Here is a 14,578-nt window from a genome sequence, read left to right as displayed (position 1 = left end):
CCCAGGACCCCACCATGCAACGCAAAGGCATCATCCTCGCCGGCGGCTCCGGCACCCGGCTCCATCCCGCCACCCTGGCGGTGTCCAAGCAGCTCATCCCGGTCTACGACAAACCGATGATCTACTACCCCCTCAGCACCCTCATGCTGGCGGGCATCCGTGACATCCTGATCATCTCCACCCCCCAGGACACCCCGCGCTTCACCCAACTGCTCGGTGACGGCAGCCAGTGGGGCCTCAACCTCCAGTACGCCGTCCAGCCCAGCCCCGACGGCCTCGCCCAGGCCTTCCTGATCGGCGAAGACTTCGTCGGCAATAATCCTAGCGCCCTCGTGCTCGGCGACAACCTCTTCTACGGCCACGACCTCGCCGCCGACCTGCGCGCCGCCACCCAGAAAGAAGACGGCGCCACCGTCTTCGCCTACCCGGTCACCGACCCCGAGCGCTACGGCGTCGTCGAATTCGACGCCCACGGCCACGCCATCAGCCTCGAAGAGAAGCCCAAGGTCCCCAAGAGCCGCTACGCCGTCACCGGCCTCTACTTCTACGACCAGCGTGTCGTCGACGTCGCCAAGTCCATCCAGCCCAGCCCGCGCGGCGAGCTCGAGATCACCGACGTCAACCGCCAGTACCTCGACTGGGACGCCCTCGACGTGCAGGTCATGGGCCGCGGCCACGCCTGGCTCGACACCGGCACCCACGAAAGCCTGCTCGACGCCAGCCTGTTCATCCAGACCATCGAAAAGCGCCAGGGTCTCAAGATTGCCTGCCCCGAAGAGATCGCCTGGCGTGCCGGCTGGATCGACGCCGCCCACCTGCAAAAGCTCGCCGCCCCGCTCGCCAAGAACGGCTACGGCCAGTACCTGCTGCGCATCCTCGAAGAGAAGGTGTTCTGATGCAGGTCACCCCGACACGTATCCCGGGCCTCTTGATCCTCGAACCGAAAGTCTTCGGGGATGCCCGCGGCTTCTTCATGGAAAGCTTCAACGCCCGCGGCTTCCGTGAGGCCACCGGCCTCGACGTGGATTTCGTGCAGGACAACCACTCCCGCTCCGGGAAGGGCGTGCTGCGCGGCCTGCACTACCAGATCCAGCAACCGCAGGGCAAGCTCGTACGGGTCGTCAAGGGCCGCGTCTTCGACGTGGCGGTGGACCTGCGCCAGGGCTCGGACACCTTCGGGCAGTGGGAAGGCGTCGAGCTGTCGGAAGACAACCACCGCCAGTTCTGGGTGCCGGCGGGCTTCGCGCACGGCTTCGTGGTGCTCAGCGAGTCGGCGGACTTCCTCTACAAGACGACCGACTACTACGCCCCGCAGTTCGAGCGCAGCCTGGCCTGGAACGACCCGACGGTGGGTGTCGCGTGGCCGCTGCATGAACTGGACGGCGCGCCGCTGCTGTCGGCCAAGGATCAGGCGGGCAAGGTGCTGGCCGAGTGCGAGACTTTTGCCTGAGTTTTGTTTGGCGCGCTGTCGTGCTGGTCGCCTGACAACTATTTCTTTGTTTGCCTCGTGGGGCGCGCGCGATAATGTGCCCCTGTCATCTTTTGCCCGTGGAGTCTCCGTATGTCCCGTTCGCTGATCTACCTCGTCGCCGGCGCGCGCCCCAATTTCATGAAGATCGCGCCGATCGTGCGGGCCCTGCAGGCCCGGGCGGACCGCTTCGAGTTCAAGATCGTCCACACCGGCCAGCACTACGACCGGGAGATGAGCGACGTGTTCTTCGACGAGCTGGGGATTCCCAAGCCCGACTATCACCTGGAAGCCGGCGGCGGCAGCCACGCCACGCAGACCGCCAAGATCATGGTGGCCTTCGAGGAGATCTGCCAGCAGGCACGCCCCGATTGCGTGCTGGTGGTGGGGGATGTGAACTCCACGCTGGCCTGCTCCATCGACGCCAAGAAGCTGAATATCCCGGTGGCCCACGTGGAGGCCGGTCTGCGCAGCGGCGACATGCGCATGCCGGAAGAGATCAACCGCCTCGTCACCGACAGCATCTCCGACTGGTTCTTCTGTACCGAGCCAGCCGGTGTCGACAACCTGCTGAAGGAAGGCAAAGACCCCGCTGTGGTCTTCCACGTCGGCCACGTGATGGTGGACAACCTGCTGTTCCAGCGCGACAAGCTCGACGCGTCCGACAAGAGCGGCCTCGAAACCCAGGCGCTGAAGGCGAAGTATCCGCGCTACGGCGTCGTGACGCTGCACCGCCCGTCCAACGTGGATGACGAGGCCAACCTGCGCGGCATCGCCGGCGCACTGACCAAGATCGCCGCCGACTTGCCGCTGATCTTCCCGGTGCATCCGCGCACCCGCGGCAACCTGGAAAAGTTCGGTCTCGACCTGGGCCCCAACGTCGTGCTCACCAAGCCCCAGTCCTACATGGAGTTCCTCAACCTGTGGAAGGACGCGGCGCTGATCATGACCGACAGCGGCGGCCTGCAGGAGGAAACCACCGCGCTGGGCGTGCCCTGCCTGACGCTGCGCGAGAACACCGAGCGTCCGGTGACCATCGACGAGGGCAGCAACGTGCTGGTCGGTACCGACCCGGCCCGCATCCTGGAAGACGCGGCCAAGGTGCTGGCCGGCCAGGGCAAGCACGGGCGGCGTCCGCTGCTGTGGGACGGCAAGGCCGCCGAACGTACCGTTGCCGAGCTGGACCGCCTGCTGGAGTCCTGAGCGGCATCCGAAGGCGCCACTCCAAGGCGGCAGCTCCGGGCACGGAGTTGCCGCTTTTTCTTGTCAGCCCGTCCTCAGCCCACTTTCGATGGGCTGTGCAACTGGATCGCCACGTCGGCGATCCGTCCTTCCTCTTCCGGCGCACCCAGCGTCAGTGCGAGTTCCAGCTCTCCGTGCAGCCGGCAGCGGGCCACGCCGAGCAGCCAGGCCGGCGCAGCTGTATCGAAGTGGCGGGTGACGTCCGTCAGTTCGACGCGCAGGCGGGTCATGCGTAGTCCGAAGCCCGGCGCGGCGCCTGTCAGGTCGATGACGTTGAGGGATTCGAAGGTGGCCAGCACGGTTTGCAGGCTGCGCGCCAGCAGCGTGTCGATGCTATCCCGGTCCTTCGCCCAGGCCCGCAGTTCCAGATCGATGCGTCCTTCGCCGCGCTCCCGGTAGCCGGCGCTCCGCGTGCCACGCGTGCGTGCGACCACCTGCCCCGGCGGGGGCCGGAAGAAGCGCAGCGTGCGGCCATCCAGCAGGTAGGCGTCGCCGGCGGACAGGATCCGCCCTGGCGGGCTCTGCACTTCGGCCAGATCGCCGATAGCCTCGACCGGCAGCGGAAAATCCAGCGGATGCGCCGCATCGCTTAGCAGTGTTCCTTGCCAGCCCAGGCGGGCTGGATCCCGGGTCGGCGCTGCGTCGCCGTCCGCAGTACTGCGTGGCCGGCGTAGACGGGTGGCGTGGAGGGCGACGCGGCTGTCCCCCTGGGAAGGGGCGATGGCCGGACCGCCCTGCAGATCCTGGGCGGCGCCGAAGGTTTGCCGCAGGGCGGGCAGCAGCAGGTTTTCCAGGGCTCCCAGCATGGGATCGTCCTCAGGTGGGGGCCGGGGCCGTGTCCAGCACTCCGACCCGCAGTTGCAGCCAGGGGGCGTTACCCGGCCCGTCGAGGGGTAGCCAGGGGCCGTCAGCCGTCTGGTAACGGCTGTCCGTCACCCGTGGCGGCCGCTCCGGGTCGGCGTACCACAGCACGGCGCCTTCGCGCACCCGGCAGACCAGCCACCAGGTTCCGTCGGCGAGGGCCTGCGGTGTGGGAAGGCGTGCCGTCAGCCAGCTCGGGGCCGCCGCCGATGGCTCGTCCGCCAGCAGTTCGAAGTCCATGGTCAGCACCGGGCTGTCCTGCGGCAGGGCGCCGGTCGCCCGGTGGATGCTCAGCTGTCCCCGCGTGGCTTTGCCAAGGGGGCGCAGGCGCAGCGCGATGCTCGACAGTACGCCGCTCTCTACGGGTGGCAACACGACGGCCGCCGCGTGGCGGCTATCGCACAGCTGGGCCAGGGCCGTGCTGCCCTGGCCCTCCGGGAGCCAGGGCTGTTCGCCGGGGCGTGGCGTATCCGCCGGGCCGGGGCCTGGAACGGGCTGTGTCGGTGGTGGCGGAAGGGCCTCCAGTTCGGCCTCGAACGCCGACACGACGAAGGCTTGGTGGCCGGCGGAATGGATCAGCAGCGGCAGGCTGGTGGCCTGCGGATGGTCGCTGCGGTAGCGGTTCAGGGCCCGGGCCAGCCCCCCCACTTCGGTGGGCGTGAGCGGCAGCGGCCCGTCCGGCGTGAAGAACGGGGCTTCGTCGTCCACGGCCACTGTCAGGCCGCAGGGTTGCTGGCTGAGGTGAATGCTGAGCTGCTTGATCGACAGCGTGCCGGGGATGAGGACGCCAGTGGCCGTGTCGCCGACCTTGCCTTCGACGAGGGTTTCCACGCTCAGGCAGCTGGCGCTCTGCGGCGGAAAACCCTGGCGGCTACCGGTGGGCAGGGTGTCGAGGGGCATCACCGGCAGCCAGTTGCCGCGCTTGAAGAGTCGGGCGCGCACCCCGTTCCTGGGCGGCGGGTTGTCGGCGATGACAGTGAGGCCGATGACCGCACGCTCCTCGCCCCAGTCCGCGGTGGCCCAGCGCAGCGCGACGGCGGTATTGCCGTCCAAGTTCTTGTCGCCGGCGTCGCTCTGCAGCGCCGGCTGGATGGTCTGGACGCCGCCGTCCGCGGCCGCCAGCAGCAGACGGGCGTTGGCCAGGCGGCGGCCGGGGGGCACGCCGACGGTGAGCTTGAGACCGTCGGCGGCTGTGAACTGCCGTTTCCCGGCCGGCTGGCCGTCAGGGCCGCAGAGCGTCACCGATCCGTCCATGGAGGGCCTGCGCTCAGTTAGCGACCAGGCGTGGGCCGTTGGCCTCGCCGCTGGCGTCGGCGGCGGTTTCGGTAGCCAGCACTTCTTCCAGCACCTGGATGGCGCCGCTGATGCGCAGCAGTGTGCTGCGCAGTTCGTCCTGCTTCTTCTGCAGGTCGGCGAGTACCTTGGTGCCGGCGTCGTATTCGTCGCGGAGTTCGCTCAGGCGGGCTTCGAGTTGGTTTTTCATGATGGTCTGCGGGGAGGGTCAGCGGAGGAAAACAAAAATGTCGATGAGGCCCTGCTCGCCGTCGAAGGCGTCGAGGGCCTTGCCGATGGTGGTGCCGACGGGGGCGTCATCGGCGCGCATCGCGTGGCCGGGCAGGCTGGCGCTGGTCAGCAGGTCGCCGCGGCGGATTGGGCCGTTCTCGCCGCTGACCTTGCAGGGCACCCGGCCCGACAGGGCGACCGGGTATTCGCCGGGGCGTGGGAGGCGCCGGGCCGGGTCGGCGCCGAGCAGCAGGCCCGGCTGGGACGACACCACGCCGAGGACCAGCGGGTCCTGGCTGCGCCGACAGCGCAGCATGCCGTTGCCGTCCGGGTCGAGGCTGACCACGTCGCCGGCTTCCAGCGCCTCGACGGTATCGAAGTTCTCGGCGAGGTCGCGGTTGCCGGTCTGCACGTTGTTGCGCGCCCAGATGGTGGCCTCGGCCTCGATGTCGTAGGTGTGGATGCCGCCGCCCCAGCCCGGGGTCTTGGGGGTCGGTGAGAAGCCGTGGGTGCCCAGGTTGCCGGCGATGAACACGTTGTCCCAGATCTTCACGACCCGTCCGAGCGGCCCGCCGGTGGACCGGCCGAGGATCATCAGCGCGTTGTAGTCACCGCCGTCGTTCTCGAGGGCAGCATAGCCGGCCCGGTTGCCGAAGCCGGTGTGGCGGTGGCCCGTCTCGGTGAAGTAGAGGTCGGAGCCGCCGGCGTGGATGGCACCGCGCACGTCCAGGCGGGCGGCCGGTGCGCCGGTGCCGATCCCGACGCTGGCCTCGGTGATGGCGCACACCTTGCTGCCGAGGGTGGCGATGTTGCGCTGGTTGCCGCCATCGGCCTCGACACGCAGGAAGCGGAACTCCTGCCCGTCGGCGTCCGGGTTCATGTGCAGGTTGACGCCGGCCTTGCCGCTGTCGATGCGTTTCCAGGCGCCGTCGTAGTAGGCGTTGGAGCCCAGGTTGGTCCACGCCTCGGTGCGTCCGCCGGCGTCGATGGCGGTGAGGTTGCCCAGTTGCAGGCGGCTGCTCGGCGCCCGCTCGCTGCCCAGCGTCAGGCGCTCGCTGACCGACAGGCTGCCCTTGATCGCGCCGCCGCTGCGGCCGAGCGCGTTGCCGAGACTGGTGAGGATGTCATTGATCTGGGTGGTCAGGTCATGGGTGCTCAGCTTGAGGCTGCCGCGTACTTCGAGGTTCTGGACGGTGACGCTGGCGGCCGGGTCGATGCGGCTGCCGTCGATGGCTTTTTCGCGGATGCCTTCCCGCGGGATCGGGGTGCCGTTGCCGGTGCCGTGATCGTGGCCGGCCAGCGCCTCGCGGGCCTGCACCTGGGCTTCGTTCCAGTCGTCGGCGCGGATGATGTCGCCGGCGCTGCGCTTCACGTAGGGATCGGGGCGTTCGGCCATGGGGCGCTCCGTCAGTTGCGCAGCGGAAGGGCGCTGCGCAGGTCGTCGATCATCGCCTGCTGCTCCTTCACGGCCTGTACCAGCAGGGCCACCACCGCCGAGGTGTCGATGCCCTTCCAGCCGTCGGGGCCTTCACTGACGGCTTGGGGCAGGACCGCCTCGACGTCCTGGGCGAGTAGGCCGAGGACTTCCCGCGAGGCGTCACTCTTCCAGTTGAAACTGACGCCGCGCAGCTGGTTCAGCCGGGGCAGGGCCCGGTCGATCTCCTGGATATTGCATTTCAGGCGTTGGTCCGACTGTTGATACTGGCCTTGCATGGTCCACATTTTCGACGCGGCGAAGCCGCCCCAGTAGGCGTTGTTGGCCACGTTCTTGAGCCGCAGCCAGTCGTCGTTGGCCTCGTGGTCGCCGGTGCCCGACAGCCGCCACTTGTCGCCCAGGCGCAGCACGTCGGTTTTGAACACGCCGTTGATGGTGTCGAAGTGCATGCGGATGCCACGGTTGCTGTCGCGGATGTACAGGTTGTCATCCACATTGATGTACACCTGCCCCTGCCAGCGGTAGAAGGTGCCGTCGGCAGTCATGTGCTGGCCGATATCCGTGCTGACGTCGATGCCTTGGGAAAAGGTGCTGCCGTTGACCTCCAGGCGATCCCACACCGATACGCGGCGACCGAGGCCAGCACTGCGGTTGCCGACCAGCATCAGGGTCTTGTTGACCACGGTGTCGTTGCAGATTTCGGCACCGTTCGTCGTGCCTTCGTATTGCCCTGTCCAGGATGACGACAGGCGCAGTGGATTGTTGGCCGGAAAGAAGTCCACGATGGGGGTTTCGGAACCGTCGCTGGCCTTGGCCGCATGCACGCGAAGGCGTAACGCGCCAGCGGAGACGACGCTGACCGGGTGTGGGCTCTTAGTTCCGACGATCATGCCCGGTTCGGAGCCGAAGAAGCCGGCCACATGGCTCATCAGCCGGCCGTCGATGTTGCCGGCGCGCACCGACAGCTTGGCGTGCTCGGCGCCGACCACGTCGGCGACCCGGTTCCAGCCCTCGGCGTTTTCGGGGCTGTCGGTGCCGATGCCCAGGTCGCCGGTGGTGGTCAGGCGGGCCCCCGAAAAGCTGGCCAGGGCGGCGCGGATATCGGCGAGCTGGCTGGTCCCGGTCACCTTGAGCGGGCCGCCGATGGTGAGCTCCTTGAGGCTCAGCTTGATGTCCGGGTCGATCTTGCTGGCGTCGATGGCCTTGTCCTGGATGCCTTCGCGGGGGACCTGACGGGCGGCATCGCCGGTGTGGTCGTGGGCGCGCAGCTCGCTGCGGGCCCGCACCTGCATCTCGTTCCAGTCGGCGGCGAGCATGATGTCGCCGGGATCCTTGCGGAGATAGGGATCGGGTGTATCGGCCATCAGAAGATCACCTCCCAGGTTAGCGTCATTTCGAGGTTGCCCGCCCGGTTGATGAGCGGGAAGGTCACGCGGTTGTAGAGCACCGCTTCGGCACCCGGCAGACTGATCAGGATGCCGGCCTCCTGCAGGGCCTGCGGGTCGGCGCTGCCGGAGGCCGGCAGCGTGGCGGTGACGCGGGCGGTGATGCGTTGCTGCCCGTCGTGGTCGGCCAGCGCGATGCTCGGGATACTGGCCGGGGCCGAATCGAGCGGATCGCCGAGGGCGGTGTCGTCGAGGCTCACTGTGCCGCCCTGGCCGCCGACGGCGATGCGCAGCTCGGGCCCCTGGGCGGCGCCGGCGAACAGGCGGGCCAGCAGATTGCGGCCGGCATTGGTGATCAGGTTGTCCATCCGGTGTTTCTCCACCACGCGGCCGCTAGCATCGCGCAGTTCGATCGAGAGGCGGCCGGCGAGGCCGTGGCATTCCTTCATGGGCATCTTCTTCAACTCCTCGGGGCGATTCACCCCGCGTGGCTCCAGTCCAGGCGGGTGGTGTCGAACACCACCCGCATCGAAAAGCGTCCTTCGCCGGGCTCGTGGCGCTCTTGCGAGCTCAGGCCGAGGCTGGTTTGCAGTGTTCCGTCTTCCGGGGCAGCGTCTTCCGTCCAGCGCTGGGCTAGGGCGATCACCGAGAGCCCGTCGGCGGGCATCAGGTCCTCGCGGCGGGGCGGCTCCGGGAAGTCCACCATCGCCCGTACGCCGGCGGCGGTGGCCCGGGTGATGTCGCTGCGCAGCAGCTTGAGGGCGCCGCGGGTGGCGGCGGCGGCGACCCAGCTGGTCTTGGGAATGCGCAGGCGATAGCTGGCCGGTGGGCGCGACATCCAGTCGAGGCGCAGGGACAGGCGCGGTGCGTTGGCGGTGGTTTCCTCGCTGGCACTGCCGGTGTCGGTCTTGCTGAAGGACTCGAACAAGATGGAGGCGTAGCGGGAGTCGCTGCGGCTGATGGAGCCGTCGAGCAGCGCGAAGCTGGTGCCGCCCACGTCGTCGTGCCCGGCGAAGCGGGAGGTATGGACGGTGGTCGTGGCGTCGGCGAATTCGGCGTCGGGCTGGGCGAAAGTCAGCAGCATCCATTGGTTGCCGCCGCACTGCAGGCGCGGCGTGAGGACCCGCTGGTCGAGCACGCCGCAGCGCATGGCGCCGAGGGCCGACTGGGGATCGTCGAAGCGGTTGCCCCACAGGTAGAAGATCGAGTGGCTGACGTCCCGTTCCGTGCCGTCGGGCCCGATCAGCAGCGCCTGCCCGTTGAGGTGGGCGCTGAGCCAGGCGTGGTGTCCGGGGGCGTCGAAGCCGTCGAAGGGGGCGGCTTCGGCAGGCGTGACGGCGGGGTAAAGCACCAGGGTTTCGCCGGGTTTGACGGTGCCCGCGTAGAGGGTGATCTCGCCGGTGTCGATGCTGCGGATGGCCGGGTAGGCCGCCGGCTGTTCGGTGATCGTGAGGCTCAGCACCGGTCGGTCGGGGTGCAGGCTCGGATTGCTGATGGCAAACGGGCGGCGCAGGCGCGGCGCGCTTTCGGCATGGCTGGCCGGCAGGCTCGGGTTCTCGGTGAGCCAGGCTTCGATGACGGCCTTGGCGCGGTTGGGGCAGGCCATGTCGCCCTTGCCGCCGCAGGCGCTGCAGCGCTTGCGGGTGCCCGGTGGCATGCCGAAGGCGAGCGTGCTGTCCTGCTGGTGCAGCAGGCGCGGGCAGGGTTCGGCGCCGAGGTCGGCAATTGCCAGGGACAGCAGCGCCCGCGGGGTGGTCAAGCCGCCGGTGCGTACGCGGGCGGTGACCAGCAGGCGCTGGCGATAGGTTTCGCCGGGTTCCGGATCGAGCACAGCCAGGAAGGGCGCCAGGGCATCGGTGTCGGCTGCGCTGCTGGCGGTGACACTCAGGCTGAGCTCGTCGTTGCCGAGCGCGAAGGCGAGGCCGGGGAACAGGGCGCCGAGGGCTTCCGCCGGATCGACGGGCGGGCGGCCGTTGTGCGGGCGCCGCCAGCCTTCGCCGATCAGTTCGGTCAGCGCTTCGTCCCGCGGCGCGCTGTGGTCGAAGCGGATCTCCAGCCGGTCGGGGGACGGTCTGTCGTAGCCGGCGTGGTTGAGGCGCGGCGGCAGGCGGGCGACCTGCAGCAGCTGGCCGAGCTGTTCCACCGCGCTGGCGTCGTCCGCATCGTGCCGCTGCGCACTGGCCAGGCCGACCCAGCGGTCGTACTGCACGCGGGTCAGCGCGTCGTCGAGGCGGGCCAGGCTGGTGGCCAGACCGCTGATGACGGCGGCCACCGCGCTCCGTTCCGGCTGCGCCGTATAGATGCGTGGCAGCAGCTGCAGCAGGCGTTCCCGGCGCCGCCGCGGGTCAGACATCGCCGTTCTCCACGCGCAGCGTGACGGTCCGCGGCATGTGCTGCTCGCGCACGCTCACGTGGGCCCGCCCGCTGGCGTCGTCGAGCTCTTCGGCGAGCCCGTCCCGCTCGTGGATGACGGTGACGCGCAGGCGCGCCAGGGCGCTGTCGCCGGTAACCGCGGCGACGGCGGCGCGCAGCGTGGCATAGGCGACCTCCGCCGGCGCGTCCTCGCTGGCCTGGCGGGTAGCCTTGTCAAAGGCATCCTTGAGGGCGCTGGTCACGCGTGCCTGCAGGCCGTTGGTCGGCGTGCTGGCGGCGAGGGTCAGGTTCGCATCCACCCACACATTGAGCTTGGGCGGCTCGATGCTCAGGCGCAGCGGCAGGGCTTCGGGGTACAGGCCGATGCGCTCGCCGGGGCTGGCCAGCACGTCGCCGTTGCCGAGCAGGGAACGGTAGGCCACCGACTGGAGGCCATTGCCGTCCTGCCACACGAAGGGTTCCAGCAGCGGGCGCTGGCCGCTCCGGCTGCAGCCGACGATCGCGTCATGGCCGAGCAGCAGGGAGCGAACCTTGGCTTCGCGCACCGCCTCACCGACCTTCAGCTTGCCGAAGTAGTCGATGAGGGTGGCGCCAAGGCGTTTCTCGATGTCCTTCTGTTCCCGTTCGGAAAGCTCGGCATTGAGGGTCAGCGTTGCCGTGACCTGCACGAACACCGGGGTCGCCGGCCCGCAGCGCAGCACGATGCCGGCCGGGCGCACGTCCTCCAGGCGGTTGCGCACCTCTTCGAGCAGGTCGGCGGGGATGTCCTTGTCGCCGAGGATCACCTCCACCTCGCCGGGCCTGCCGCCGGGATTCTCCATCACCTGCACCTCCTGGATGCCCAGGCTGCGGGCGGCTTGTTCCAGCGCCGACACCGTGCCGGTGTTGGAGGACTGCACCAGCCGGCGGGCGCGGGCGCGCAGCTCGTCGTCGGTTTCCTCCCGCTGGCGGAGGACCAGGTCGCCGGGATTGCCGACCGTGTCGATGCCGGCGATCGGCCGCGGCAGCGTGGCTAGGGCGTTGGCCTTGACGGTGTTGCCGCCCGGTTCCACCGCGCGGACGCCGACCATCAGCTGGCGTTCGCCCTTGCCGAGCACGGCGTTGGCGGTGGTCGCAAAGAGGGGCACGTCGCGCCCGGCGACCAGCGTGCCGAGGGGGATGTGGATGTCTTCCGGGGCCGGCTGGCCGCGGCCGAACAGGGCCGTGCCTTCCAGGTGGCCGCCGCGCTGGCGTTCGATGCCGAGCAGCGCGACGACGTTGTCGAGGGCCGGGCCGCTGGCGCTGTCGAGGTAGGCGTTGCGGTAGACCGTATCGAGTTGCTCGTAGCAGACCGCCAGTTCGCGGGCGAAGGCCTCGGCCAGGGTGCGCACCACGCTGCCTTCGTTGGCGTCGGTGAGTGCCACGCGGCCGCCCATGCCCGAGCCGATGTCGGCCAACAGGGCGTCCACCACCTCGGCGAAGTCCTTTTTGATGAAGACCCGGTCAAGCGGCATCGATGCGTACCTCCACGCCAGCTTCCTGGCCGCCGACGGCGCGGACCCGGGCGACCACGTCGACGCCGTCGCGGCGGGCGTCGTGGGGTGTGACGGTGACCTGCAGCACCTCCTCGACGCGCGGGTCGCGCAGCAGCTCCTGGCGTACGTAGCGACGCAGCAGTTCGAGGTTGGGGCGGTCGAGGGGCTCGCCGATCAGGTCGCGGATGCGGCTGCCGTAGCGGGGGTGGGCGAGGCCGGCCAGTTCGCCGCGGTCCACCAGCAGGCGCAGGGTCAGGGCCTGGACCAGGTTCTCGACGCCGTCGATGGTTTCCAGGTCCTGCAGGCCGAGGGCCAGGTCGACGCCGGTTTCCTCACGGGGGAAGACCAGGCGCAGGTCGGTGCCGAACGGGTCGGGGGCGGTCGCCATGGTGGTGGCCTCCTTCACATCAGTCGTCCGGGGCCGGCGCTGGCGCCAGGCGGGCAGGGAATCCCGGGCGATACCAGGACCTGGGACGCGAACAGGGTGAGGGCCAGGTCCACGCTCTGAGCGAGGGCCTGGGCCAGCTTGGGCGCATCTTCGCCGCGCAGCCCGTTCTGGCTGAGCAGGCCATTGGCGAAGCCTTCCAGCGGGGACTGCAGTGGCACCGGCTGGAGCATGCCCGGGGCGGCGCTGACGAATCCGGCCACCGCGATGCCGGGCATCACCATGCTCTGGGCGCAGAACAGGTTGATGGCCTGGGCGACGGTGCCGGCGATGGTCTTCGCCAGGCCGTCCGCATCCTCGCCACGCAGCCCTTGCCCTTGGCACTGGGCGCCGGCCAGGCCCTCCAGCTGCGACGCGCCGGGTCCGCCGGCCGGCGGCGGCATCAGCTTGCCGGGGCCGGCGGTGGCGCCGCTGCCGGTGATCGGGTCGGCCGCCACCGGGATGCCGGGCATCACCATGGCCTGGGACAGGAACATCGTCAGCGCCTGGCCGGTAGTGTTGGCGATGGCGGTGGCGAGGCCGGGAATGTCCTCCCCCTGCAGGCCGGCGGCCTTGAGGAAGCCGCTGGCCGGGGATTCGATCTGGCTGGAGGTCGGGGCGGGCATGTCGGTTGTCCTCGCGTCAGCCCTTGGCCTTGACGGTGCCGGACGGCACCAGGGCCTTGCCGGTGTAGTAGCACTTGTGAGATTGCTCGGTGATCACGCCGGCGCCGTTCTTGCCCAGGTCCACGTTGCCGGATGCGTCGACGGTGAAGTCGGTGCATTTGATCGTGAGCTTGCCCTTCACCTCGATGGTCAGGTCGGCTTCGCCCTTCACCTCGATGTTGCCGTCCTTTTTCACCGTCACGACCGTTTTGCCGGCGGTGACGATGCAGGACTCGTCGGCGTCGATCGCGAAGCTGCTGACGCCGTCCGCGGTGGCGAAGGCGTGCCATTCCTTCTCTTTGTGCACTGGCGGATTGATCTTCTCGGAATACAGGCGGCCGACGACGACGGCCCGGTTCGGGTCGCCGCCGACGTAGCTGAGCAGAACCAGGTCGCCGACCTGCGGCGGGCTCACCATGCCGACATGGGGCGTGGCGATGGGGACCTTGCGCAGCTCAAGGCCACCTTCGCGCAACTGGACCGTGCATTCGTGGTTGTTGCCGTCGTCGTTCCCCGTGTGGGGGAAGACGCTGGTCACCACCGCCAGCTCGCCGAGGCGCAGGCTGCGCAGCTCGTCGCGGACCACCGCGCGGATGATGTCGATCGGATCGCTCATGGCCGGGTGTGCAGTGTTTGCCGGATCAGGCCGGGGCCTTCAGCGGATCGAAGCCCTTCGGCAGCGCATCGGCCTTGAAGCGCTTGGCCCGCTTGAGGTTCTTCGCGTCGTAGTCCAGGTGCAGCAGCCGGTTGAGGGTGGCGTTGTCGAGCTTGCCGCTGACCGGCAGTTCGTTGAGCTGCTGGAAGGTGCGCAGGCGGCCGGTGAACTCGGGGCTGAAGAGCTTGCGGTCGGCCACGTTGGGGGTGACGTAGCCGAGGGCTTCGAGGATCGCGTTGGCGTCCTGCACGTCGCTGCCGGCCTTGTCGGTGGAGAAGTCGAGCTCCCACACGGTTTCCACATCGGGGGCTTCGCCGAACTTGCCGATCGACTTGAGCGGCAGCTTGTCGGCGCCGGCTTCCCACAGGCGGCGGGCGCCGAGGCGGTTGATGTCGAGGGACGACACGCTGGCGCCCTTGCCGAAATTCTGCAGCTTGAAGTTCTGGTCGAAGCCGAACTGCAGCAGGCGCAGCGTGCCGGTGTGGGCGAGGACCACGTGGCTCTCGGTGGCGGTGCCGAGCTTGGCTTCGTCGAGCGGTGCCTGCTCGATGCCGAGCAGCTTGTAGAGGGACGCGCCGATGACTTTCAGGTCGTCCGGTTCGGGCACCTTGTCGGCGATCTGGACGATCTTGTCGATGATGTTGGCCACGTCGGGGATCGGCGAGTCGGGGCTCGGATCCTGGCCCACCGCCAGTTCGAGGGCGTTGATGAATTCCTTGCTGGTGGCGGTCTTGATGAACTCGGCGGAGACCTCGACGAGGGCCTTGGCGGCGTCGCCCTGGATCAACAGGTCGTTGGCGTCGAGGGTGAAGCGCTGCAGGTAGGCCACCGCCAGCGTGAGCACGTCGAGAGCCTTCATGACGCCCTTGGCGATTGCGTCGTCGCGGAACTCGCGCACGCGCACGACGCGTACCCAGCGCGGTGCCTGGTCCTGGCGCTTGCTGTTCTCGAGGGCGACGCGCACCCCGTCGAGCAGGATGGCGACGGCACGGAAGGGATTGTCGGCGCGGCCGTCGGCGGCCGGCGCGGGAACGGGCGTGTTGTCGGGCATGG

At 69.1% G+C, this 14,578-nt stretch carries 15 protein-coding genes; 3 read left to right on the top strand and 12 right to left on the bottom strand.

Annotated elements, in window-relative coordinates:
• Window positions 1-14 precede the first annotated feature (14 nt).
• The 3 genes from rfbA (at window position 15) to wecB (ending at window position 2,671) form a co-directional block, all read left to right on the top strand.
• Entirely contained in the window at window positions 15-896 is an 882-nt protein-coding gene (gene rfbA, locus AC3QL2_RS06780) for a glucose-1-phosphate thymidylyltransferase RfbA (protein ID WP_493231638.1), read from the top strand.
• The gene (gene rfbC / locus AC3QL2_RS06775; RefSeq protein ID WP_493231639.1) at window positions 896-1,450 is read left to right on the top strand and encodes a dTDP-4-dehydrorhamnose 3,5-epimerase; all 555 of its coding nucleotides are present in this window, start codon (window positions 896-898) and stop codon (window positions 1,448-1,450) included. The genes rfbA and rfbC overlap by 1 nt, the downstream gene beginning before the upstream one ends.
• Window positions 1,451-1,561: 111 nt before the next feature.
• Window positions 1,562-2,671, top strand: coding sequence for a non-hydrolyzing UDP-N-acetylglucosamine 2-epimerase (gene wecB / locus AC3QL2_RS06770; protein ID WP_493231641.1), 1,110 nt, complete (start codon window positions 1,562-1,564; stop codon window positions 2,669-2,671).
• A gap of 74 nt (window positions 2,672-2,745) precedes the next feature.
• On the opposite strand, the gene AC3QL2_RS06765 is transcribed toward wecB, so the two are convergent.
• The 12 genes from AC3QL2_RS06765 to AC3QL2_RS06710 are packed head-to-tail and all read right to left on the bottom strand — an operon-like array spanning window position 2,746 to window position 14,576.
• Window positions 2,746-3,516 carry a hypothetical protein gene (locus tag AC3QL2_RS06765; RefSeq protein ID WP_493231642.1) on the bottom strand — a complete coding sequence of 257 codons (771 nt, stop codon included), beginning with the start codon at window positions 3,514-3,516 and terminating at the stop codon, window positions 2,746-2,748.
• Window positions 3,517-3,526: 10 nt separating this feature from the next.
• Window positions 3,527-4,825, bottom strand: coding sequence for a hypothetical protein (locus AC3QL2_RS06760; protein ID WP_493231643.1), 1,299 nt, complete (start codon window positions 4,823-4,825; stop codon window positions 3,527-3,529).
• Between the two features lie 13 nt (window positions 4,826-4,838).
• The gene (locus AC3QL2_RS06755; RefSeq protein ID WP_493231644.1) at window positions 4,839-5,054 is read right to left on the bottom strand and encodes a hypothetical protein; all 216 of its coding nucleotides are present in this window, start codon (window positions 5,052-5,054) and stop codon (window positions 4,839-4,841) included.
• Between the two features lie 18 nt (window positions 5,055-5,072).
• On the bottom strand, window positions 5,073-6,470 hold the full coding sequence (locus tag AC3QL2_RS06750; RefSeq protein ID WP_493231645.1) for a hypothetical protein: 1,398 nt from the start codon (window positions 6,468-6,470) through the stop codon (window positions 5,073-5,075).
• A gap of 11 nt (window positions 6,471-6,481) precedes the next feature.
• The gene (locus AC3QL2_RS06745) at window positions 6,482-7,873 is read right to left on the bottom strand and encodes a tail fiber domain-containing protein (protein ID WP_493231646.1); all 1,392 of its coding nucleotides are present in this window, start codon (window positions 7,871-7,873) and stop codon (window positions 6,482-6,484) included.
• Window positions 7,873-8,349 carry a hypothetical protein gene (locus AC3QL2_RS06740; RefSeq protein WP_493231648.1) on the bottom strand — a complete coding sequence of 159 codons (477 nt, stop codon included), beginning with the start codon at window positions 8,347-8,349 and terminating at the stop codon, window positions 7,873-7,875. Before AC3QL2_RS06740 ends, AC3QL2_RS06745 begins: the two co-directional genes overlap by 1 nt.
• 23 nt (window positions 8,350-8,372) lie before the next feature.
• The gene (locus tag AC3QL2_RS06735) at window positions 8,373-10,247 is read right to left on the bottom strand and encodes a hypothetical protein (protein WP_493231650.1); all 1,875 of its coding nucleotides are present in this window, start codon (window positions 10,245-10,247) and stop codon (window positions 8,373-8,375) included.
• Window positions 10,240-11,760, bottom strand: coding sequence for a baseplate J/gp47 family protein (locus AC3QL2_RS06730; RefSeq protein ID WP_493231652.1), 1,521 nt, complete (start codon window positions 11,758-11,760; stop codon window positions 10,240-10,242). The genes AC3QL2_RS06735 and AC3QL2_RS06730 overlap by 8 nt, the downstream gene beginning before the upstream one ends.
• Window positions 11,750-12,169, bottom strand: a complete 420-nt coding sequence (locus AC3QL2_RS06725) for a contractile injection system sheath initiator (protein ID WP_493231653.1) — start codon at window positions 12,167-12,169, stop codon at window positions 11,750-11,752. The genes AC3QL2_RS06730 and AC3QL2_RS06725 overlap by 11 nt, the downstream gene beginning before the upstream one ends.
• Window positions 12,170-12,183: 14 nt before the next feature.
• Window positions 12,184-12,831, bottom strand: a complete 648-nt coding sequence (locus AC3QL2_RS06720) for a hypothetical protein (protein WP_493231655.1) — start codon at window positions 12,829-12,831, stop codon at window positions 12,184-12,186.
• A 16-nt stretch (window positions 12,832-12,847) separates the two neighbouring features.
• Complete coding sequence (locus tag AC3QL2_RS06715) at window positions 12,848-13,486, bottom strand: phage baseplate assembly protein V (protein WP_493231657.1); 639 nt, start codon at window positions 13,484-13,486, stop codon at window positions 12,848-12,850.
• Between the two features lie 25 nt (window positions 13,487-13,511).
• The gene (locus AC3QL2_RS06710; RefSeq protein WP_493231659.1) at window positions 13,512-14,576 is read right to left on the bottom strand and encodes a peptidoglycan-binding domain-containing protein; all 1,065 of its coding nucleotides are present in this window, start codon (window positions 14,574-14,576) and stop codon (window positions 13,512-13,514) included.
• Window positions 14,577-14,578 lie beyond the last annotated feature (2 nt).

The sequence above is a fragment of the Zoogloea sp. GW822-FHT05C07 genome, assembly GCF_058800215.1.
Note: the sequence above shows the minus strand (reverse complement) of the source record. Positions and strands in the feature narration are given on the sequence as shown.